Source organism: Corynebacterium sp. KPL2830, assembly GCF_040225635.1.
Taxonomy (GTDB): domain Bacteria; phylum Actinomycetota; class Actinomycetes; order Mycobacteriales; family Mycobacteriaceae; genus Corynebacterium.
Genome location: NZ_JBEHFR010000003.1, coordinates 15880 through 35828, shown reverse-complemented (window position 1 = coordinate 35828; position 19949 = coordinate 15880). Strand labels below are relative to the sequence as shown.

General features: G+C 57.7%; 20 protein-coding genes. 6 read left to right on the top strand and 14 right to left on the bottom strand.

Going from position 1 to position 19949, the window contains the following annotated elements:
* Positions 1 to 6: 6 nt before the first annotated feature.
* From ftsL to ABRP87_RS01780, 5 genes are all read right to left on the bottom strand, one after another.
* Positions 7 to 837 carry a cell division protein FtsL gene (gene ftsL / locus ABRP87_RS01800; RefSeq protein WP_349852673.1) on the bottom strand — a complete coding sequence of 277 codons (831 nt, stop codon included), beginning with the start codon at positions 835 to 837 and terminating at the stop codon, positions 7 to 9.
* Positions 834 to 1874 (bottom strand): 16S rRNA (cytosine(1402)-N(4))-methyltransferase RsmH, encoded by a 1041-nt coding sequence (rsmH, locus tag ABRP87_RS01795; protein WP_349867357.1) that lies wholly within the window; start codon positions 1872 to 1874, stop codon positions 834 to 836. The genes ftsL and rsmH overlap by 4 nt, the downstream gene beginning before the upstream one ends.
* A 168-nt stretch (positions 1875 to 2042) precedes the next feature.
* Positions 2043 to 2477: a division/cell wall cluster transcriptional repressor MraZ gene (mraZ, locus tag ABRP87_RS01790; protein ID WP_034654127.1), complete on the bottom strand. Its 435-nt coding sequence runs from the start codon at positions 2475 to 2477 to the stop codon at positions 2043 to 2045.
* Between the two features lie 440 nt (positions 2478 to 2917).
* On the bottom strand, positions 2918 to 3319 hold the full coding sequence (locus ABRP87_RS01785; protein ID WP_023023090.1) for a DUF3040 domain-containing protein: 402 nt from the start codon (positions 3317 to 3319) through the stop codon (positions 2918 to 2920).
* Between the two features lie 130 nt (positions 3320 to 3449).
* Complete coding sequence (locus tag ABRP87_RS01780) at positions 3450 to 3893, bottom strand: SAV_6107 family HEPN domain-containing protein (RefSeq protein WP_349867355.1); 444 nt, start codon at positions 3891 to 3893, stop codon at positions 3450 to 3452.
* A gap of 234 nt (positions 3894 to 4127) precedes the next feature.
* Here ABRP87_RS01780 and ABRP87_RS01775 point away from each other — a divergent pair, with 234 nt between their 5' ends.
* The 3 genes from ABRP87_RS01775 to ABRP87_RS01765 are packed head-to-tail and all read left to right on the top strand — an operon-like array spanning position 4128 to position 7345.
* Positions 4128 to 4682, top strand: coding sequence for a GNAT family N-acetyltransferase (locus ABRP87_RS01775; protein WP_349867354.1), 555 nt, complete (start codon positions 4128 to 4130; stop codon positions 4680 to 4682).
* Between the two features lie 51 nt (positions 4683 to 4733).
* Positions 4734 to 5813, top strand: a complete 1080-nt coding sequence (locus tag ABRP87_RS01770) for a polyprenyl synthetase family protein (protein WP_349867352.1) — start codon at positions 4734 to 4736, stop codon at positions 5811 to 5813.
* 8 nt (positions 5814 to 5821) lie between these two features.
* Positions 5822 to 7345, top strand: a complete 1524-nt coding sequence (locus ABRP87_RS01765) for an alpha-(1->6)-mannopyranosyltransferase A (protein WP_349867350.1) — start codon at positions 5822 to 5824, stop codon at positions 7343 to 7345.
* Here the strand turns inward: ABRP87_RS01765 and ABRP87_RS01760 are convergent.
* Positions 7314 to 7718: an Rv2175c family DNA-binding protein gene (locus tag ABRP87_RS01760; protein ID WP_349867348.1), complete on the bottom strand. Its 405-nt coding sequence runs from the start codon at positions 7716 to 7718 to the stop codon at positions 7314 to 7316. The two genes, ABRP87_RS01765 and ABRP87_RS01760, sit on opposite strands and share 32 nt — an antisense overlap.
* A 10-nt stretch (positions 7719 to 7728) precedes the next feature.
* Between ABRP87_RS01760 and ABRP87_RS01755 the strand changes: the two genes are divergently transcribed.
* Positions 7729 to 9084 (top strand): serine/threonine-protein kinase, encoded by a 1356-nt coding sequence (locus ABRP87_RS01755; RefSeq protein WP_349867346.1) that lies wholly within the window; start codon positions 7729 to 7731, stop codon positions 9082 to 9084.
* 6 nt (positions 9085 to 9090) lie between these two features.
* On the opposite strand, the gene ABRP87_RS01750 is transcribed toward ABRP87_RS01755, so the two are convergent.
* Together ABRP87_RS01750 and ABRP87_RS01745 are read right to left on the bottom strand one after the other, a co-directional pair.
* Positions 9091 to 10479: a class II 3-deoxy-7-phosphoheptulonate synthase gene (locus ABRP87_RS01750; RefSeq protein WP_349852666.1), complete on the bottom strand. Its 1389-nt coding sequence runs from the start codon at positions 10477 to 10479 to the stop codon at positions 9091 to 9093.
* A 44-nt stretch (positions 10480 to 10523) separates the two neighbouring features.
* Positions 10524 to 11033: a polyadenylate-specific 3'-exoribonuclease AS gene (locus ABRP87_RS01745; RefSeq protein WP_284784644.1), complete on the bottom strand. Its 510-nt coding sequence runs from the start codon at positions 11031 to 11033 to the stop codon at positions 10524 to 10526.
* Positions 11034 to 11108: 75 nt separating this feature from the next.
* On the opposite strand from ABRP87_RS01745, the gene ABRP87_RS01740 reads away from it, so the two are divergent.
* Positions 11109 to 12296, top strand: coding sequence for a glycosyltransferase 87 family protein (locus ABRP87_RS01740; protein WP_349867344.1), 1188 nt, complete (start codon positions 11109 to 11111; stop codon positions 12294 to 12296).
* Here the strand turns inward: ABRP87_RS01740 and ABRP87_RS01735 are convergent.
* The 6 genes from ABRP87_RS01735 to ABRP87_RS01710 all read right to left on the bottom strand — a co-directional run bounded on the left by ABRP87_RS01735 (position 12202) and on the right by ABRP87_RS01710 (position 17992).
* Positions 12202 to 13296 (bottom strand): acyltransferase family protein, encoded by a 1095-nt coding sequence (locus tag ABRP87_RS01735; protein ID WP_349867342.1) that lies wholly within the window; start codon positions 13294 to 13296, stop codon positions 12202 to 12204. The two genes, ABRP87_RS01740 and ABRP87_RS01735, sit on opposite strands and share 95 nt — an antisense overlap.
* Before the next feature lie 62 nt (positions 13297 to 13358).
* The gene (locus ABRP87_RS01730; protein WP_349863520.1) at positions 13359 to 14099 is read right to left on the bottom strand and encodes a lysophospholipid acyltransferase family protein; all 741 of its coding nucleotides are present in this window, start codon (positions 14097 to 14099) and stop codon (positions 13359 to 13361) included.
* Positions 14100 to 14122: 23 nt separating this feature from the next.
* Positions 14123 to 15055 carry an ROK family protein gene (locus ABRP87_RS01725; RefSeq protein ID WP_349863522.1) on the bottom strand — a complete coding sequence of 311 codons (933 nt, stop codon included), beginning with the start codon at positions 15053 to 15055 and terminating at the stop codon, positions 14123 to 14125.
* A 38-nt stretch (positions 15056 to 15093) separates the two neighbouring features.
* Positions 15094 to 16197: a glycosyltransferase family 4 protein gene (locus ABRP87_RS01720; RefSeq protein ID WP_349867340.1), complete on the bottom strand. Its 1104-nt coding sequence runs from the start codon at positions 16195 to 16197 to the stop codon at positions 15094 to 15096.
* A complete protein-coding gene (locus tag ABRP87_RS01715) occupies positions 16198 to 17241 on the bottom strand; it encodes a C40 family peptidase (RefSeq protein WP_349867338.1) in 1044 nt (347 codons plus the stop codon). It abuts the gene before it with no gap.
* A 121-nt stretch (positions 17242 to 17362) separates the two neighbouring features.
* Positions 17363 to 17992: a C40 family peptidase gene (locus ABRP87_RS01710; protein ID WP_239269954.1), complete on the bottom strand. Its 630-nt coding sequence runs from the start codon at positions 17990 to 17992 to the stop codon at positions 17363 to 17365.
* Between the two features lie 1094 nt (positions 17993 to 19086).
* Here ABRP87_RS01710 and ABRP87_RS01705 point away from each other — a divergent pair.
* Positions 19087 to 19617 (top strand): hypothetical protein, encoded by a 531-nt coding sequence (locus tag ABRP87_RS01705; RefSeq protein WP_349867336.1) that lies wholly within the window; start codon positions 19087 to 19089, stop codon positions 19615 to 19617.
* Positions 19618 to 19949 lie beyond the last annotated feature (332 nt).

Here is a 19949-nt window from a genome sequence, read left to right as displayed (position 1 = left end):
GTCCGTTTAATCGGCCTGACTGGTGTACGGCGCGCGGGCGGGAAGGTTGGGGCGATTATCGCTGGCGTCATCGCGATTATCGTCGTTATCGCTGCCGCGGTGCTCATCCCGATCCTCGTCCGCATCATTACCGCGGGCATGTTGCTGTTGTCCGCGCGGCACAGCGTTGAGGGAATCAGACATACCCTCCGTATCCTTCGGGTCGCTCGAGGCTTGGCCCGGGCGGATGGGTTCACCGTTGACATCGATAAGCTTTTCCGTATCAGGAGTGCCTTCGCGCTTGGCGATGATCTCGCCATCCCCGCCGACCTCAGTCACGCCGGGTTGCTTCGGCACTGCCATGCCCAATTCATCCGCGCGGCGGGCAATATCAGCCGAGGAGCTTAAGTTTTCTGCGTCCCGGTTCAGCGATTCAATCTGGTTATCCAACTGCGATTCCTGCACCGTCAGCTGCTGGATTTTAAAAGTCTGCGAGGTGGACAAACCAGAAAGCCACATGGCCAGCACTACCCCGCCAATCAGCAAGGTAACGGCCAAGACGGCAACGCGGGCAAATGCGTTATTCTGCTTCGTCTGTTGCTGCAGCCGCCGGCCGCGGAAGCTGACGACCTGCTTCGAACCAAGCCGGTTCGCTCCGCGGTGCGGAACCCGGGTACGGCTAGGGGCCGTCCGGCGCGCCGTTTTCCCGGTAGCTCTAGGGGCGGTGCGCTCGCGCACAGCGGTAGGCGCTCCCGTATCGATTCCGGTGGTGAAGTCTCGGCTGGCGCCCATGCTGCGAGTGGCCTCTCTGTCGCGGCTGTCCGTCAAGTGCTGGTTTCGGCGTGGGATGGTGCTCATTTGTTGCCTCCCGGGGGTAAAAATTCTGGCGTGCCTTCGAGCCGTTCTAGAGCCCGCACGCGCACCGACGCGGCGCGGGAATTTTCTTCTACTTCCGCCGCAGATGCTTTTTCGGCCCCACGGGTAACCGTGGCGAACTCCGGTGCTGTGCCCGGCAGGTCCATCGGTAGACCGGCAGGCGTGGTGGACGTAGATAGCTCCTTGAATGCTGCCTTTACGAGGCGGTCTTCTAAGGACTGGTAGCTCATAAAGACCGCGCGCGCCCCAATGGAAAGCGCACTGGTGATTACGGGAAGCACATTTTCAATGGCTTCCAGCTCGCGGTTTACCTCTATCCGCAGCGCTTGGAACGTGCGCTTTGCCGGGTGCCCGCCCGTGCGGCGCGTTGCCGCCGGGATGGTCGAGTATAAAAGCTCAACCAAGCGGCCCGAGGTGCTAAACGGTTCCTTCTCTCGCTCCTTGAGCACGGCGGAGGCAATCTTGCCCGCAAAGCGCTCGTCACCATAGGTCTTGAGAATCCGCGCCAAATCCCCGTGCGAATACGTATTGAGCACGTCAGCAGCGGTAAGCCCGTGGCTCGGATCCATCCGCATATCCAGCGGCGCGTCCGTCTTATAGGCAAAGCCGCGCTCGGCCTGATCCAGCTGCATGGAAGAAACACCCAAATCGAAGAGGGCTCCCGCAATACCGTGGGTGCGGGCAGTGTCAAAGATGCCGCCCTCGCCCTGGGCAATGGCGGTACCGAGCTCATCGAAGCGAGCATTAACCGTGCAAAAACGCGGGCCGAAGGGCTCTAGCCTGGCCGAAGCATTGCGCAATGCCTGCTCATCGCGGTCCACACCGATAACGCGCGCCTGCGGATAGGTCTGGAGGAAGTACTCGCTGTGGCCGCCGGCACCCAAGGTGGCATCGACAAGCACAGCCTGCGAACCCGCAGCCTCTACCCCGGGGCGCAGGAGCTCTGCCATGCGCTCGCGCATGACCGGCACATGGCCGTGGTTATCCGCCACATCGTAATTAAGGTCAGTTATAGCCATGTCTCCCCGCGTCCCCCTTTCTGATTTCCGCTGTGCAGGACTTCCTATCGTGGAAAGCACGACGAGTGCATATAGGGCCCTGTCCGAGGCAGGTTTCTGATATCGGGGAAGTACACCAGAATCATCCGCCTCGGACAGAGTCCTTACACGCACTCGAGATGCGGGCTTTTACAGCAAGCCCGCAAGTACGTCATCGGCATCTGCTGCCGAATAAGCATCTTCAGTTTGCGATTGATACTCAGCCCACGCGGCTGCATCCCAAATTTCGAGGAAATCTACCGAGCCAACCACCACGCACTCTTTGGACAAACCCGCGTACTCACGGTGGCCTGCGGACAAGGTGATACGACCATGCCCGTCGGGCCGCTGTTCGTCCGCGCTTGCCGCCAAGTTACGAATGAAAGCGCGTGCTTCCGGATTGGTTCGAGAAACCGCCGCAGCCTTCCGTGCGCGTTCGGCGAACTCCTCGCGTGGGTACACGGCCAAAGAATGGTCTTGCCCCTTGGTGACCATCAGGCCACCTGCGAGTTCATCGCGAAATTTTGCAGGAAGCGTTAAGCGCCCTTTGTCATCAAGTTTCGGAGTGTAGGTTCCGAGAAACATCCCGGCGTCCACCTTCCTCACTCGACAACTCCGGATTCCCTCACGGCAGAAGTGAGTTTTTCAATCCCATTCCTCCGCTGCGCCCCACTCTACCCCACTTTCCCCCACATGCCCCACTTAAAACGCCATATTCTTAACAACTCAAAAAGTATATGCAGTTAAAGGGGTGTTTTTACGGTGGGCAGAATTCCCGCGGACCGCCTTGACAGCCCCGGAGATCCACCCCTTTAATCCCACCTACAACATCAAAGTTACTTCACCCCATAGGCCACTTACAGCGCATTACCTGCTTATTGCACAGGTACTCACCCTCCAGTACCCACAATCCCCCACCGCACCGCAGTTTTGGTGAAAAGGTGGGACGAAGTGGGAAATTTTGGTGAGCCATAAAAAATCCCCAGCCACCCTTCCTGGTGACTGGGGAAATGAAGAGTCCGCGGTTAGCTCTCCTCAAAGCGCCGACGGAAGTTTTCTTCCAGCTTGCTGCCTACTCCATTGCTGCGAGACGACGCTGCCTTCTTTGACCGTCCATTGGAAGACTTTTTCTTTCCCGCGCTAGCGGGTTGGTCACCACGAAGCATCCATACGCCAGCGGCGAACATAACAAGGAATCCTGCAATGGACAGCGCAATAAACCACAAACTTTGCTGCGCCAAAGCCACGCCGCCGACGAGCATGCACAGACCAACCACGATGAGCGCAATTCCACGCAGGGTAACTGCGCCGCCGGAACCGCCGATCGAGGTAGATTCAGACACAGAAGCGCCAAATTTAGGATCGTCCGCCAATAACGATTCCTCTATTTCACGGAGCGTGCGTTGCTCCTGTTCAGAAAGAGACACTATTCCTCCAACTAGGGACTGGGCTTCGGCCGATATATCTTCTACCAATACTAACGTCCAGAGTAACCAGTATGTTCCCCAAAAGGTAGTTATTCCCCTCAACAGTGATTATGGCGCCGCAATGCTGCTGCTATGCCGCAAAGGATCCCAGAATCGTCTCGGTTTCACTCTCATCTAAAAATTGCGCCGCCTGCTCCATTAGCCCGTAGACATACTCCTCACCCGGAGTTGCATCCAAGCCAGATGCAACTCGAGCACGGGTACGAGAGTAGGACTTAAAAGCCTCGGCCCACTGCTTTTCTTCGGCCCCGACCAGAGCCAAGCGGTCCCACGCGCTCGTTGGCAGGCGCCGGCGGCGAGAGACCACCGACACCGCTACCCGTGCGCCAGCCGTACGCAATGCAGACTGATAGGCCACCTCCAACGCCTGATCAAAGCGGCCATCCGCCGCGTAGCTTCTCGCCTGATCTAGAAGCTCGCGGGCCTGGAAAAGAAAGTGGGCCCGCTTTGCGCCCTGCTTGCCAGCGAAGCGACCGGTAGAGCGGGACTGCGTTGCCGAAATAATTTGTGCCATTGTTTTTCTCCTGTACTGCGCTAATAACTAACCGTGTTCGATTGCCGTTGACTTTAAGTAGCCAACCGGACATCTACCCCCTATTATAGTTCACCTGTTCGAATTGCTCAAGAGTTTTACCAGTCATAACTGCCTACACACTGAACACAGTTCGAAAACCTTGAGGGATCTATGGAATAACCCCGCCCCACCCTCTTCCGCCGGTAGCCACACGTATCTGGTGTGATAGATACCGTGAGTTTCGAAATCCGCCGCTTAACCCCGCAAGAGTTCTCTATGCTGGCTCCCCAACTCGTGGAGATCTACATCGAGGCCATGGGATATGACCCGGTCACGTTTTCGCGCAGCGTGGACAATTGGCGAGCGGATTCCATGCGGCCCGGGTTTACAGCGCTTATCGCTGCGCATGACAACGGCGTCGTGGGAGTGGCCTATGGATTTTTGGGCTCACCAGATACTTGGTGGGATTCCGAGCTGCGCCGCGCCCTGCGCCGCAATGGCAGGCCAACGGAGCCCGAATGGGGCATGCTGCGCAGCTACTTTGAGGTGGCCGAAGTACACGTGCTGCCTTCCTTTCAAGGACACGGTTTAGGCAGGCAGCTACTAAAAGGGCTGCTGTGGAATATCCCTGCCCAATATGCTTTATTATCAACACCGGAAGCACCACAGGAAGCCAACGGGGCTTTTCGCCTCTATCGGTCTGTGGGCTTCTTTGATGTCGTGCGCCATCATCGCTACCCGGCAGATCCCCGGCCCTTTGCCATTTTGGGAGTGGGCCTGCCGCTATAAACCTGCGTTATTTCTTCTCGGCTCTAGGCGGTATCGTGTGAAAGTGTGACTATGACGAGTATTCCTGAGCTTGCGGATATCCCCGGCGCGGTGCGCGAAAAACTGGCCATCTTCTTGGACCAGCGCCGGGATCACGTGGCAGAAATCGGCGCCCCGGTCAGTACCGCCATGAGCTTTTTGGAATCATTCGTCCTCGATGGCGGAAAAAGGGTGCGCCCCATGTATGCGTGGGCGGGGTACCTCGCAGCAGGCCGAGGTTCGGAACCGCCTGAGGCGATGCTGCGCGCGGCATCCTCGCTGGAGTTCATCCAAGCCTGCGCGCTTATCCACGATGACATTATTGACGCGTCGAATACCCGGCGCGGGAAACCAACGGTGCATCGGGAAGCAGAGCGCCTCCACCGGGAATCCCATTTCTTAGGGGATCCGGAATTCTTTGGCACGTCCGTGGCCATCTTGGTGGGCGATTTTGCGCTTGTCTATGCCGAGGATATGTTCCAAGATTCCGGGCTCAGCCCAGAGGCTTTGCAGCGTGCGCGCGAGCCCTGGCGGGGAATGCGCACCGAGGTTTTGGGCGGCCAATTGCTCGATATTTCCCTCGAGGCAGCCGGTTCCGAATCGCTGGCGCTGAGCAATTCCGTCAACCGCTATAAAACCGCCGCATATACCATCGAGCGGCCCCTGCATTTGGGCGCTGCCATCGCGGGGGCAAGCGAGGAATTAATCTCGGCTTTCCGCGGCTATGGGCACGATATCGGCATCGCCTATCAGCTGCGCGATGATCAGCTGGGGGTCTTTGGGGATCCTGCCATTACGGGCAAGCCCGCCGGCGACGATCTGCGAGAGGGCAAGCGCACGGAGCTTCTCGCCCTAGCGCTACAGCGCGCTGATGAACGCGACCCCAGCGCCGCCGCTACCCTGCGGAAATTCATTGGCCGCACCTCCGATACCCAAGACCTGCTGCGCCTGTCCCAAATCATTGCGGATTCTGGCGCCCCCGATGAGATTGAGCGCCGCATCACCGCGTTGACAGAATCCGGGTTGGCTCATCTGCGTGCGGCGAACGTGGATCCGCAGATCACGGAAACGCTAGAGCACCTGGCCATTCAGGCGACGACGCGCCAAAAGTAGGTATCACCGTGGCCAAGACCTACTCCTTGCCAGTCCCCCGCGCGCTCCCGCTGGGCCTCGTAGCCTCGTGTGTGCTCCTTTTCTCGTCTTTTTCTGGCGGCTCAACCCGCAATCGCGGCGGCGTGCTCGAAGCGCTCAATATCGGATTTTTATCGTACGGGCACGGGCGCAACCTCGGGTTGGTGCTGTATTGGGTGGGCATCTTCCTCCTCGCCGCCGCCTGGGTCCTTGCCGGGCGCATGATTATTCGCAAGCAGCTTAAACACCCGCGCCCGGAGGGAGGGGTACGCGAGTTACAACGCATCCTTATCGCATGGGTCACCCCATTGCTTTTCGCCGGCCCCATGGCTTCCCGGGACGTGTATTCCTACCTCATGCAGGGCGCCATGGTCCGCGATGGGTTCGACCCTTATACCGAGGGTGCCGCCATCAACCCCGGCCCCTTCCTGCTGGAGGTCTCGCAAGATTGGCGCAATACCACCACCCCGTACGGTCCGCTGCACCTGTGGATTGGCAAGATCGTCACCACCGTCGTGGGCGATAACGTCACCGCCGGAATCATAATCTATAAGTTGCTTTCGCTTTCAGGTTTCGTCCTCATTGCCTGGACGGTGCCGCGTATCGCACGAAAGCTCGGCGCGGATCCTGCGGTCGCACTGTGGATCGGCGTTGCCAACCCGGTCATCATCTTGCACCTCATCGGCGGCATGCACAATGAATCCCTCATGGTCGGCTTGGTGTGCTTGGGGCTTTTGGCGGCGCTGCACCAGCGCTTCCACGCCGCGCTCTTGCTAGTCGGCACCGCGGTGGCGATGAAGGCGACCGCAATTTTTGCCGCCCCCTTCATCGTCTGGCTGATGCTGCACCGCTACGCGCCTAAAGGTTCTACGTCGGTACGCACGGCGGTGGTCTTCGTCTGCTCAGGGCTCATCGCTGCCGTGGAAATCATCGCGTCCGTGGCGCTTATTACCTGGGCCTCCGGCACATCATGGGGCTGGCTATCCCAGGTAAGCGGCAACTCTAAGGTGATTAACCCCTTGGCTGGCCCAACATTGGCCGCAGACATCATCGTCCCCGCGGTCCACATTTTTGACCCGGACGCCTCCTATAACGCCATCTTGGGCGTCCTGCGCACGATCGCAATGGTGTGCATGCTTATCGGGTTGGTCATCGTGTGGTGGCTGAGCCGGCATACGACTCGGGATGCGATTATGGGCACCGCGGCGGCCTACCAGGTTGCCTTCGTCTTTAACTCGGTGACCCTGCCGTGGTACTACGCCTCCATCTTTACGCTCATGGGCACCTTCCGCCCGCCGTTGTGGCTGCTGAAGTTTACCTCTGGTGTAGCGTTATTTATCAGCTTGAGCTTTTCCGGCGATGGCAACCACCAGCTCTATAACTGGTTCTGGGTCATTGGCGTCATCGTTTTGTCCTGGTCCGCAACGCAGTGGATGTTCGATGGCGTGAGCCAAAAAGGCCCTCAACTCCCCAAGCGCTGGGCTAAAAAGCAGACGCCTGAGCCCGCCGAATAACCTCGCGCGCCAGGTGCCCATGCAGGGCATCGATGGGCCGGCCTGGCAGGAAGTCATCTGCGGTAAATAGGTGGCGCAGGATCTCTTCGTCGTCATAGCCGCCATCGGTAAGCACGGTGATAACGCCCGTGACGTGCTTGGCGATGCTCCCCTTGTCGTTGAAGAATGCCAGCGGCACGCGCTTGCCTTCGGGCGAGTCCCAGACAATGAATTTGCGATCCTGGAGCAGGTCATAGGCGCGCGTGATGGGAAGACCTAGCTTGTCTGCCACCTGCTGCATGCTGAGCAGCTCTTCGCCGGCCAATAAGGAATTCAGGGAATTTTCTGCATTAGTCACGCCACCTACTTTAACGCGGCCTAGGGGATCGGCCATACTGGGAGGTATGACTAGGTTGGAAATTGGTGACGTGTTGGAAGACCGTTACCGCATCGATCGCCCCATCGCCCGCGGCGGTATGTCTACCGTCTATCGCTGCGTGGATATGCGCTTGGGCCGCCAAGTGGCCGCAAAGGTCATGGATGAGCGCTATGACGATGACCCGGTTTTTATCAAGCGCTTTTCCCGCGAGGCCCGCGCGATGGCGCGGTTGCAGCACCCCAACCTTGTGGCCATTCATGATTTTTCCGCCGATGGCGAGCCCATTTACCTCATCATGGAGCTTATCGATGGCGGCACTTTGCGAGAGCTGCTTGCCGAAGGTGGCCCGCTTACCGTTCCTGCCGCATTATCGACGCTGCGCAGCGTGCTCCAAGGCTTGACCGAGGTGCACTCCACGGGGCTTATCCACCGCGATATTAAGCCGGATAACGTGCTCATTACCTCGCATCACCGGGTGAAATTGGGCGATTTCGGCTTGGTGCGTGCGAGGAATGCGCAGGCGACCTCGAATATGATCGTCGGCACCGTCTCGTATTTGGCGCCGGAACAGGTCACCGGTGAAGATATAACCCCCGCCACCGACGTGTATTCGGCCGGCATTGTGCTTTTTGAGCTCTTGACCGGGACCGTGCCCTTCTCTGGGGATACCCCGATCGCGCACGCCACCGCGCGCCTATACGCGGATGTTCCCGCCCCATCCACGCGCGCTGAGGGCGTGCCTAAGCTTGTCGATGCCCTCGTGGCCACCGCCACTGCCCGCGATCCCCGCGAGCGCTTTGCCGATGCCGGGGAGTTTCTCGATGCCATCGAGGATATCTGCCGAGAGTTGGATCTACCCACGGTCACCATCCCGGTCCCCCGCAACGCCGCTGCCGCGCGCACCGCACAAACACCCACTGACTATTCCGGCATCGGCGCCACGGATGTATTTGAGCCCACGCGGACAATCCCGCAGGGCGCCACCGAGCATTTAGACGGCGGGGCCACCGAGGTTATTCCTCCCGAGCCCGAGCCGGATCCGCCGCAGCCAGACTTTGAAACGCGCCTCGATGTACCCCAGGCGCCCGTCGACGATTCCCCCGAGCCGCCGCTGGCTCCTGCTCCAGCACCGACCCCAGCCCCAGCGCCTGTCCCCGGACCTGCGCCCGCTACGGGTGCGGGAGCAGCAGCACATTCTCCCGCGCATCCTCCGGCACAGGCGGCAGAAGAAGAACCCGCCGAACGGCCGCTAACCAATCGCCATCCTGCCTCACTGCTGGTCTTTCTCCTCGCAGTGGTGGTGGCAACCGGTGCGGTCGCTATCAGCGGGTGGTGGTTTGGTTCCTCCTATTACGAAGGAACCCCTTCCCTCTGGGTCTAGTCGGGGCTAGTTCCGCAGCATCTCCGCGATGAGGAACGAAAGCTCGAGGGACTGTTGCGTGTTCAGGCGCGGATCCACGGCGGATTCGTAGCGGCCCGGCAAATCCAGGTCAGTGATGTCCTCGGCACCGCCGAGGCATTCCGTAACATCTTCGCCGGTGAACTCGAGGTGCACGCCGCCCGGGTGGGTGCCCAAATCGCGGTGCACCTCGAAGAAGCCCTGCACCTCGTCGACGATCTTGTCGAAGTGACGGGTCTTGTACCCGTTGGACGAGGTAAAGGTATTGCCGTGCATGGGGTCGGACTGCCACACTACGGTGTGCCCGGAGTCTTCGACGGCCTTGATGATGGGTGGCAAGACGCTGCGGACCTTGTCGTGCCCCATGCGGGAGATGATGGTCAGGCGGCCAGGCTCGCGGTTGGGATCTAGCTTTTCGGCGTATTCCACGGCCTGCTCTGGGGTGGCGCCCGGTCCGAGCTTGATGCCCACCGGGTTGCCGATCATGGCGGCGAAATTAACGTGGAAGTCATCCAGCCCACGGGTGCGCTCACCAATCCACACTTGGTGCGCGGACAGGTCATAGAGCTTGGTATCACCATTATCGTCTTGGCCCAAGCGCAGCATGGAACGCTCATAATCCTTCAGCAGCGCCTCGTGCGAACAGTAAATCTCTGCCGAGTGCAGTGTGGAATCCTGCACGCCGCAAGCATTCATGAACTTCAGGCCATTTTCGATCTCGCGGGCCAGATCCTGGTAGCGGGCACCGGCGCGCGATTTACGGACGAACTCGCGGTTCCATTCGTGCAGGCGGTAGAGATCCGCGGTGCCGGAGGAGGTCAAAGAGCGTACCAAATTCATGGCCGCGGAAGAGTTAGCGTAGGCGCGGATCATGCGGGCCGGGTCATGACGGCGCTCCTCATCGGTGGGTTCCACGCCATTGACAATATCCCCGCGGTAATTCAACAAGCCATTGGCGTCCGTATCCGAAGAACGCGGCTTCGCATACTGCCCAGCAATGCGCCCCAGCTTCACCACTGGAACGGACGCGCCATAGGTCAAAACGACGGCCATCTGCAGCAAGGTCTTAACATTGCCGCGAATATGCGGCTCGGTATTCGATTCAAAGGTCTCGGCGCAATCGCCGCCTTGCAGCAGGAAGGCGTTGCCTAATGCGACATCGGCAAGCTGCCGCTTGAGCTTCTCAATCTCTGGGGCAACCACGATGGGCGGCACCGACTCGAGAATCTTGCGCACGTTATCGGCTTGGGTGGGATCCCAACTGGGCTGTTGCTTTGCGTCACGCTTGATGACGTCCTGGAAGACCTCCTCAATGCCCTCTGGCAAAGGTGGAAGATCAGGCAGAACACTTTGCGGAATATCTACTGTCCAACTCACTCTTCCATTTAACCATTTACTGCCTGTCGCTTGGTAGTTAACTGCTAGAAATTGATTCTATTACCCTTGGACAAGGGCAAGACCTCGGTGCAGGCGCGGAATTTGGCGAGGTTATGGCGGGCATCGACAAGCGCATCGTGATTGCCCTTAGGCACGGCCGGCAAGCTGGGGCGGCCGGCGAACTCCCACAGCTGCTTCAGCTCGCGGGTATAGCGCGGCAGGCGCTTGGGCAAGCTTGCCATATCGCCCCACAGCTGTGCCAAGACCACGTGGTCATACGCGCCGACCCAAGCCCATAATTCAATGGGCGTAGAGCTGCGCGTTAGAAACTCCAGGATTTCCGTGCGGATGGTGCGCGCAGGCTTCCATGCGGAATCCTGGGGGCTGGGCAGCTTAGCCAACACGTTTTCCTTGACCCAAGAATTGGCCTTAGACGGGTCAAAATCCGTGGATACGGCATAATATTCACTTCCATTTTCACCGACGATGCCGATGGAGACCAATTCAATGGTCTTGCCATCCTCGATAAATTCGGTGTCATAGAAGTAACGCACGTTTTACAACCCTAGCGCTGCGGCGATGGGCGCGGGAAATTGGCCCCACGATCACGCCACTGTAAAATTTTGCGAGTGAGCAGAACCGATAATAAAGCCCTGTGGACCACCGCCCTCCCCCTAGTCCTGTCCGCGCTTGTGGCGCTGTGGTGGATTATCGATATTCCTGCCTTATTCTCGGGCGAGTTTCGCGCCTTTTACCACATTGACCTCGATGTTTACCGCGAAGGCGGGGCCGGATTCGGCAGCGATCTTTATGATCGGGACTATTTCGTAGGCACCGACCGCAATTTTTCCCTGCCATTTACCTACCCACCGTTTGCAGCCCTGCTCTTCGCCCCGCTGCAGTGGATCCCCCTCACCGCTGCCGCCGTAGTAGTCACGGTCCTCTCCGTACTCGCATTGTGGGTGTGCATTACGCTGGTATTGCGCTCCCTAAACAGCCAGGAATGGGCGGCCTGGGGGCTTTTTGCCGCCATGCTGGCCGAGCCAATCACGCAGACCTTTAGCTTTGGTCAGATCAACATCCTGCTGACCGCACTCGTGGTCATCGATTTGCTGTGGGTGAACAAGGCCCGTGGCATCCTGACCGGCATCGCCATGGCCATCAAGCTCACCCCGGCGGTCTTTTTGGCTGTCTTCTTTGTCCGCCGCGAATGGAAGGCCTTCTTTACCACCCTGGGTTCCTTCGTGGCCGCCGGCCTTATCGCCTTTGCCGCCAATCCGCATAGCTCGATTGAGTATTGGACCTCCACCTTGCGCGATTCCGAGCGCATCGGCGGCCTAGCCTATAGCGCCAACCAGTCCTTGCGCGGCTTGTTTACCCGCCTCAGCCCCGATAACGCAGAAACCCTGTGGCTCGTTGGCGTCATCGTCGTCATCGCAATTGTGTGGTTTGCCATGGAGCGCCTTTCCCACGGCAATCAGGTCGTGCTCATGCTGCTGGCAGCGTCTGTGTCACTGCTGTGCTCCCCCGTATCGTGGTCGCACCACTTTACCTGGCTGGTATTAGCGGGCGTCTACTTAGTTGCCAGCCGACGCTGGACCCTAGCGGCTCTCACCTGGCTGGCGCTATTTGCCCGCGGCCACTGGCAGGTTCCGCATACCGAGGACCAGGAGCTGGATTGGACAGGGTGGCAGCACATCGTTGGTAATGATTACGTCATCATTACCGTGCTGTTAGTTGTTTGTTCGCTACCATTGGCTCTACGGCGGGGCGGCGCCTACCGATCCGCGGCGGAACCAGCGTCCAGCCAAGGATAGGGACCTTTCCCAGCGCCCACAGCGCAAGGGAGGAAATGGCCGTAAAGATAAAGCACATGGCGATCCAGAACCACGTGTTTTCCAGCGGCCACGACCCAGCCAAAGACACAGCATAGTCATGATGCGCCATGTAGTACCCATAGCCCACGGTCAGGCCGATGGGGTGCGAGAGATAAATCGGCAGCGTGTGCCGGCCGACGAACTTCACGCCTTCTGCAATCCACGGAATGTGGCTAATGAGCACGGCCCCAACGATTCCCGCGGGAACCTCTAGCACCTGTTCCACGAAGCGCACTAATAGGTTTATATCTCCCCAACCCAAAAAGTCCGCGCCCAGCAGGGGCCAGTTAAAAGCAATATCAGCATCGTTGCCGTCCCACGCGTGGCGCAGGGCCAGGCCTGCACTATAAGCGCCGATGGCCGCGGCATACGCTCCAACACTGCGCACGGTCCACGAGCCGCGGAATACCTCTTCTGCCGCAGCCGCAAAACGGGTAATCGGTTCGCGAAGGTAGGCGGCGCCTACAAAGATGGGAAGGAACATTATGGCCTTGCCAATAAACTGAAACTGTTCCTGCCAGGCAATAAAAATAACAGGGGTAAAGCTCAGCCCGATGCCCGCCCACGCAGGCAATTTGCGCACACACCACAGAAATAGGTTGAACAAAATGAGCGCGTGGATAAACCACGCCATCGTATGGCCAAGTAAAAGATTTTGCAGCATCTCGGTCATACCCATGGAGGAGTCACCGAAAACCCACTGGTATTCCAGCTGTTTGGTCAAATGCTCCACGGACATCCACACCAAATAAGGAATGAGGAAAAACCAGAGCCGGCGGGTAAATAACTCCGCGAAACTGTAACGAAAGACTTTATAAGAGAAGTAGCCGGAGACCAGAAAGAACAGGGGAAGGCGCAGGGGGTCGAGATAGGTATTGAGAGTTGCTAGCCACGTTTGTTCGGCTCCTGGCACCTTCAGCGTGATGTGTAGGAGCACCACGCCGATGATAGAAATTCCTTTTGCGGTATCCGGCCACGCTAAGCGGGCCTGAGGAATTGTAATTACCTCCCTTTAATCTCCGCACCGGCGGGGTACCCGTGGCCGGCCTTTAATGATTCCTTTACATCAGCCGCATAGACATCCACGTAAGGATTGTCGGAGAGCTCGGCTAATGTCCCCATGACCATGTCCGTGAACGCGCGAATGGTCTCGTGCTGTTGCGGATCTAGGCCGTGTTCGCGCGCCCAGTCATGCGGGTAAATAGGGTCTCCCACTCGCACTCCCACCTTGGCGGGTCGGACAATCCACGAACCGATCGGGTTAGCCTTGCGGGAATTGATCATAGCGATGGGATAGACCGGCTGATTGGTCTCCATGGCAATGCGCCCCATCCCGGTACGCCCCTTGTACACACGTCCATCTGGGGACCGGGTGCCCTCTGGGTAGATACCAAAGAGATCACCGCGCCCCAAAATCTTTCGCGCGGTCTCGAGCATGGCCTGGCTAGCTGATTCATGATCCCGTTCAATGGGAACTTGCCCGACGGAGCTGAAAAACCATTTCTGCATGCCGCCCACGAGGCCGGGGGTGGTGAAGTACTCTGACTTGGCCAAAAAAGTAATTTGGCGCGGGCACAGCAGGGGGAAGAAGAAAGAGTCCATCACCGCTTGATGGTTGGATACCAAAATCGCGGGACCCTCAGCAGGGATTTTTTCCATTCCTTCTGACCAAGGGCGGTTCCATACACGCAGGGCGGGCCCGAAAAAGATGTGCTTAAACGCCCAGTACCATTTGTTTTTCATCTCCAGCTCGTCCTTCGCTCATTCTAGTGGCCGCGGCGGGCCAGGTCAGCTACGCCAATCATACCTGCTGCCGAGCCCAATTCCGCGGTTGCAACGCGAGCAAGGGGGCGATGCCCAGCGCCGACTATATCCCGGCCCATGGCAGCGGTGGCTTCCTCTAAGTACATATCCGCATCTTGGGACACCCCGCCGCCAATGACAATGAGCTCTGGATCGAGCACATCAGACACGATGGATAAGCCTTGGCCCAACCACTGCCCAAAGTTCTCCATTACCGCAATACCGAGTGGGTCTCCCCCACGTGCTGCGCGTGCAACCTGCTCACCGGTGGGATATGGCGGCAAGGAGGTCTCATAGTCTGGCCGCAGTTCGCGCGCGGTATCCGGCAGGGCCGTGCCTGAGGCATAGCGCTCCAAACAGCCCCGTTTGCCGCACGAGCACTGCCTGCCATTCGGCACCACGACGATATGACCAAATTCCGGAGCAGTACCAAAGGCGCCTCGGTAGATGGTGTCATGGGTCATTAAGGTCGCGCCGATGCCGGTGCCGACCGCAAAAAATACCCAATCCTTCGCGCCGCGCCCTGCGCCAAAGCGCCATTCTCCCCAAGCGGCGGAGTTGGCATCGTGCTCCAGCCGGACATGCAACCCCAAGCGCTCCGCAAGGTTTTTCCGGACGGGCGCATTCCGCCACGGTAGATGCGGGGCGAAGCGGACTGTCTCACACTCTGGGTCTAGGAATCCCGCCACGGCAAGGCCCACCGCGCCCACGGGATAGTCTGCGCGCAGCTCCTCGACGATTGCTACCAGGTCATCATCAAGTTGGCGCGGATCCCCCGAGGTTGGCATGGTGCGACTCGCGAGGATTTCTCCGTCTCGAGTAATTACTCCACCGCGCACATTGGTGCCACCGACATCGAAGCCGATAGTAAGATCGGCGGAGTTATTTTCAAGCATGGATATCAGAATATACCGACAACCGGGCCAGGGTCACATCAAGCCATAAGCTTTCTCAGCCGCTGCCCCATAATCTCCCAGCTCCAGTGCTTTTCGACGTGCCTGCGTCCCGCCTGCCCCATACGAGTACGTATTTCTGGCGAACGCAAGAGCTCTTTCAAAGCATCCACGAGCTCATCAACAGATATGCCCTTGACGACGATCCCCGTCTCCTTCGTAATAGTCTCCGGCGCTCCCCCAGAGTCACCAGCGACGACTGGGACCCCGCAGGCCTGTGCCTCTAGGTAAACAATCCCCAAGCCTTCCACGTCCAAGCCTCCGCCGCGTGTGCGGGCTGGCATGGCAAAAATATCCGCGGCATGAAGCGCGGTTTCGATGTTGGGGGCCGGCTGAATCACTGCATCGGGGCAATAAAGCTTCGCCAATTCTTGCAATGCATCGTGATAACGCCCGCGCCCAATCAACAGCAACTGCGCATCGGGGAATTCTTCTCTGACCTGCGGCATCGCCCGCAATAATTGGTCTTGCCCCTTGCGCGGGACTAACCGGGAAATGCAGACGATGGTAGGTCCGCTCACTCCAAACTCCGCCTTCGCTGCTATGCGCTGCGCAGGGGTTGCGGGAGAAAGCGAATCTAGACTGACCCCAGAAGGCAGGTGAGCCCACTCCGGGTGCGGACCAAACGGCCCGCGCAGGCGCCGTAGAGTGTAATCCGAGATATACGTAATGACATCGGCGTTATTGCCAATCAGCCGCAGGCATTGCCGGGCCAGTGGAACCATAGACCACCCCACCTCGTGGCCATGCGTCGTTGCCACCACGCGGCGCGCCCCCGCCTGACGCGCAGCCTTTGCCATCAGCGCCAGTGGTGCCGCCGCACCAAACCACACGACGTCAATGGCTTCCTGCCGGATGATCTCCTGCATGCGGCGCGTGGTTGCCGGGGTGGGCAGCATCACGCGATGTGGCCACCGAATGACTTTATAGGCAACAGAGGCGTCATAGTCCTCAGGTGGCTGTTGGGTTGAAGCGAATACTACGACATCGTCTGGGTCGAGCGCTTCTAGGTAGTCCCGCAGGTAGGACTGGATTCCTCCGACTTTGGGAGGAAAGTCATTCGTTACCAGCAGTATGCGGGCCACTTAGAATCGCGCAGTCCCCGAAATAGGCATCGAGTTGAGTGGCACGACCTGAACTGGCACGCCATAGGTCGAGGCGTGTACTACCTGGCCGTTGCCAATGTACATTCCGACGTGGGTAACTCCTGGGTAGTAGCCCACGATATCGCCAGGCTGCAGCTGATCCACCGGCACGGACGTGCCACCTGCAATTTGTGCTTGCGAGGTACGCGGAATGGTCTTTCCAATCTGCTGGTATGCCCAGTACATCAGGCCAGAGCAGTCGAACTGGTTCGGACCGGCAGAACCCCAGCCGTAGGGCGAACCCAACTTGGACAGAGCCGCAGAGCTAGCGCCATCGGCGATCTCTCCCAAGTCGAAATCCAGCTTATCCGTGCCGCCGAATTGTCCTTCCCAAGCTTCGCGCTGCTCATCGCTCAGCGCATCCACTTGAGCTTCGATATCTGCCTGCTGCTCTTCCAGCGCATCCTTTTGCTTTACCAGTTCATCGCGCTGCTTTTCGAGGTCCTTCTTTTCCTCGCGCACCTTTTTCGCAGCGTCAGCGGCTTCTTGCTGAACCGCTTCAGCCATTGAGGCTGCATCTGCCTTGGCATCGAGGGTGCGTTGCGCCTTGCGCGAAAGCGCGCCCAAGTATCCCATGCGCTCTACGGCGTCTGCTGGGTCTTCTGCAGCCAGCGCGCCCGAAACGGCGGAACGGGAGTCTCCCCGGTAGCGAGACTGTGCCAAGTCGTCCACGCGACCTTGCTGCGTGGAGACATCGCCCTGCGCGTCATGTACGCGTTTTTGGGCCTCTGCGGAGTCTTGCTCCGCTTGAGCGACCTCTTCTTCCTTGGCCGCGAGCTTATCTTCTAGCTCTTTGACTTCCTCATTCTTCGCCGAGACCTTTCGAGCAACCTCTCCGACGCGATCGACCAGATCATCGACGTTTTCAGAAGCAGACTCTTGGTTCGGTTTCGCCTCCTGCGCAATAACTTGCGGGAGGCCAGAAAGTGAAGTGACAGCGAGGACTGCGGTTAATGCGGCAGCTGGGAGCACACGTTTAGACACGAAAAGACCTTCAACTCAAAATTTTCAAAAATCGAATTTACTATAGCGGGTTTTAGCCGCCGTTGCACAGCAAAACCCTTCCCTTTTTCACAAAGGGAAGGGCATGTCATATCACTGCCAATTAGAAGCGCACGGCATTGTTAATCGGCATGTAGTTCAAGTCGCGCTCCTGCACAGGGGTGCCGGAGTTAAGCGCGTCAATGATAGTGCCGTTGCCGGTGTAGATACCGACGTGGGAAGCGCCACCGTAGTAGGAAATGATGTCACCAGGCTGGAGCTGGTCCAAGGAAACAGGGGTACCGCCAGCAGCCTGAGCCTGGGAGGTACGCGGAATCTGAACGCCAGCCTGGGAGTAAGCCCAGCTGGTCAAACCGGAGCAGTCGAAAGCGTTCGGGCCAGCAGCGCCGTAAACGTACGGCGAGCCAAGGACGGAGCGTGCAGCTTCCAGAGCCTTCTGACCAACGGTGGACGGGGCCGGAGCAGCCTGCTGCTCTGCAGCAGCGACGAAATCGTCGCCACCCTGGTTGGAAACCTGGCCCAAGGACGGGACGTACTTGTCAATGTTTGGGACCTGGTCAATGTTCGGGACGTTTTCCAGACCGGCAACCTCGAAACGGTAGTCGGTATTAGGAACAACGACCTCGGCAGCCTGAGCGACGCCTGGGGCGGCGACGGCTGCGGTTGCAGCGATGGCTGCAGTAGATGCGATACGACGGGTATTTACAGTGCCCTGACGACGGTGCTTTGCCACGAGAAAAACTCCAAATCTTCCTACGCGTCTACTTTCCTTGTAGAAAAGCTCTGACCCTAGGGCCTAGTGTTCATTGGAAGACCGTTCCTTTAGGCCTTCCTCCACTCGGCCCCTCACTAGGAGGAGCCAGATGCGACGCTTTAAATTTTCATTTCCTATTGAGCACCTTTCGGGCGGTAACTCAATGTCTCGAATAGGTTACGAAATCATCACAATCAATGTCCATTCGCAATCTCGGATCCGGCTTCGTTACACGTTCGTTATCTTATTTTGACCAAGCCGAGACAAACGCACCATAACGAGCATCCAATAAAGTTATTACTGAATTTTAAAGGGGATACACTGCAGAAATGGCCGAAACTCACACACTCCGCAACCGGCGATTTACTCTTCAAACTCCAAGTAAAGAGCGCCAAAAATATTATATGTGAGGTTCCTCACATACGCTTTGGTTTGGTCCCTTCCGTGTCATCAGACTCATTCTTTAACAGACCCTAACTATTCAAAAGATACTTAACCACAGTCTGCAACTGGCTAACATTGCTTGGAAAATGCGGATCACAAACTGAGCTTCAGGCCCCTTCTCGCTATACAAGACCAGTTACTGCTCGTCTATACCCACCCCTTCAACGTGCAACATCGGAACAACCCCTTTTTGCCGTAAGGTCCGGCGACAAAGCTGGTTTCTTTGGCTTGTTTAGAAAGTTGCCCCTATGCCGCGTGGGTCCGCCTGGTATGCCCAGAAATTCTGCAGCTTTATCATTCCTCAGAATGAACCATCTAGTGTCAATCCCAGCACCAGCCCCTGTCATCCCCGTATGTGCTTGCAACAAACTCGACGGTCACTCCAGTCGCGCTGGCGACTCCTACACGACGAGTGCTATGACTTCACGCTGCCCCAATTGTTCGGTTACATCACCGCATTCGTCACCGTAAACGATGCATCAAATATCCCACAGTGCGGAGGTGCCTACGGGTTCAATTTGTTAGGCTGATAATTGGCTGTCCTAATACTGAATTTCAGCTGAAATTTCAATTACTCCGTGTTGCCATGACCGGAGAGCCATGGCTCGATACACCGTTTACTTTAAAGAATGGAGAAGAAAATGCGTAGGATGCTTACCTTGGGAAGCGCCTTACTGGCCACTTCACTAGCCATCACTGGCTGCGGCTCCTCTGGAGGGCCAGAAAAGGCTCTTAAGAATGCCGCCGACGAGCAAATGGAAGTTCACACAAACCTGTTGGAGGCTGCTCAGCAACACCAATCTGGCGACAGCAAAAAGGCCGAAGAATCAGCACATGAGTGGGTAGATCAAGCTAATGAATTCCAGACAGATTATCTCTGCAAAGAGCAGCGAAACCCAGTATCCCCAGATGAAGTTGTTGCGACAGTCCAAAGCATGAATCCCTCTGATGTTCCCAGTGAAGAGGAGCTCGAGGAGCTAAAGGACAAAAAGGACGATGCGCTCAAAGATCTAGAAGAGTCTGATTCCTCGTCAGATGATGAAGCTTATGTGACTTCAGATAACGAAGATTTTGCAAACTATTTCAATACCAGCGAAATTGAGTTAAAGAAGGAAGATGGAGACTGGAAAGTTTGCGACAGTTCCTTCCAGCTCTTTTAAACAGAACGTCGAAAAATAGATTGTTGCTCGTTGCCTTCTCATAGAGCAAAATTTGGGCTAAGACGTTGAAATAGTCCGTTGATCGTTGAGAGTTATTTTCTTCGATCCGCGTACGAGGTAAAAAGGCTCCCGTCGTATGGGATATAGGCCAGCACTGCACCCCGACAATTGCATCAGCCTAAGACTCCGCTCTCGCTGACGCTTTTGAAGACTGCCTGACGACTCCAGTTTCGCCAGGCAGTTCTTTCTTTTGGTGTCGAGAACATCAACTACGCGCATTAGACGCGAAGCACCCAGCCTTTACGCATGCTTACTCGGAGGAGCTCGGTGGC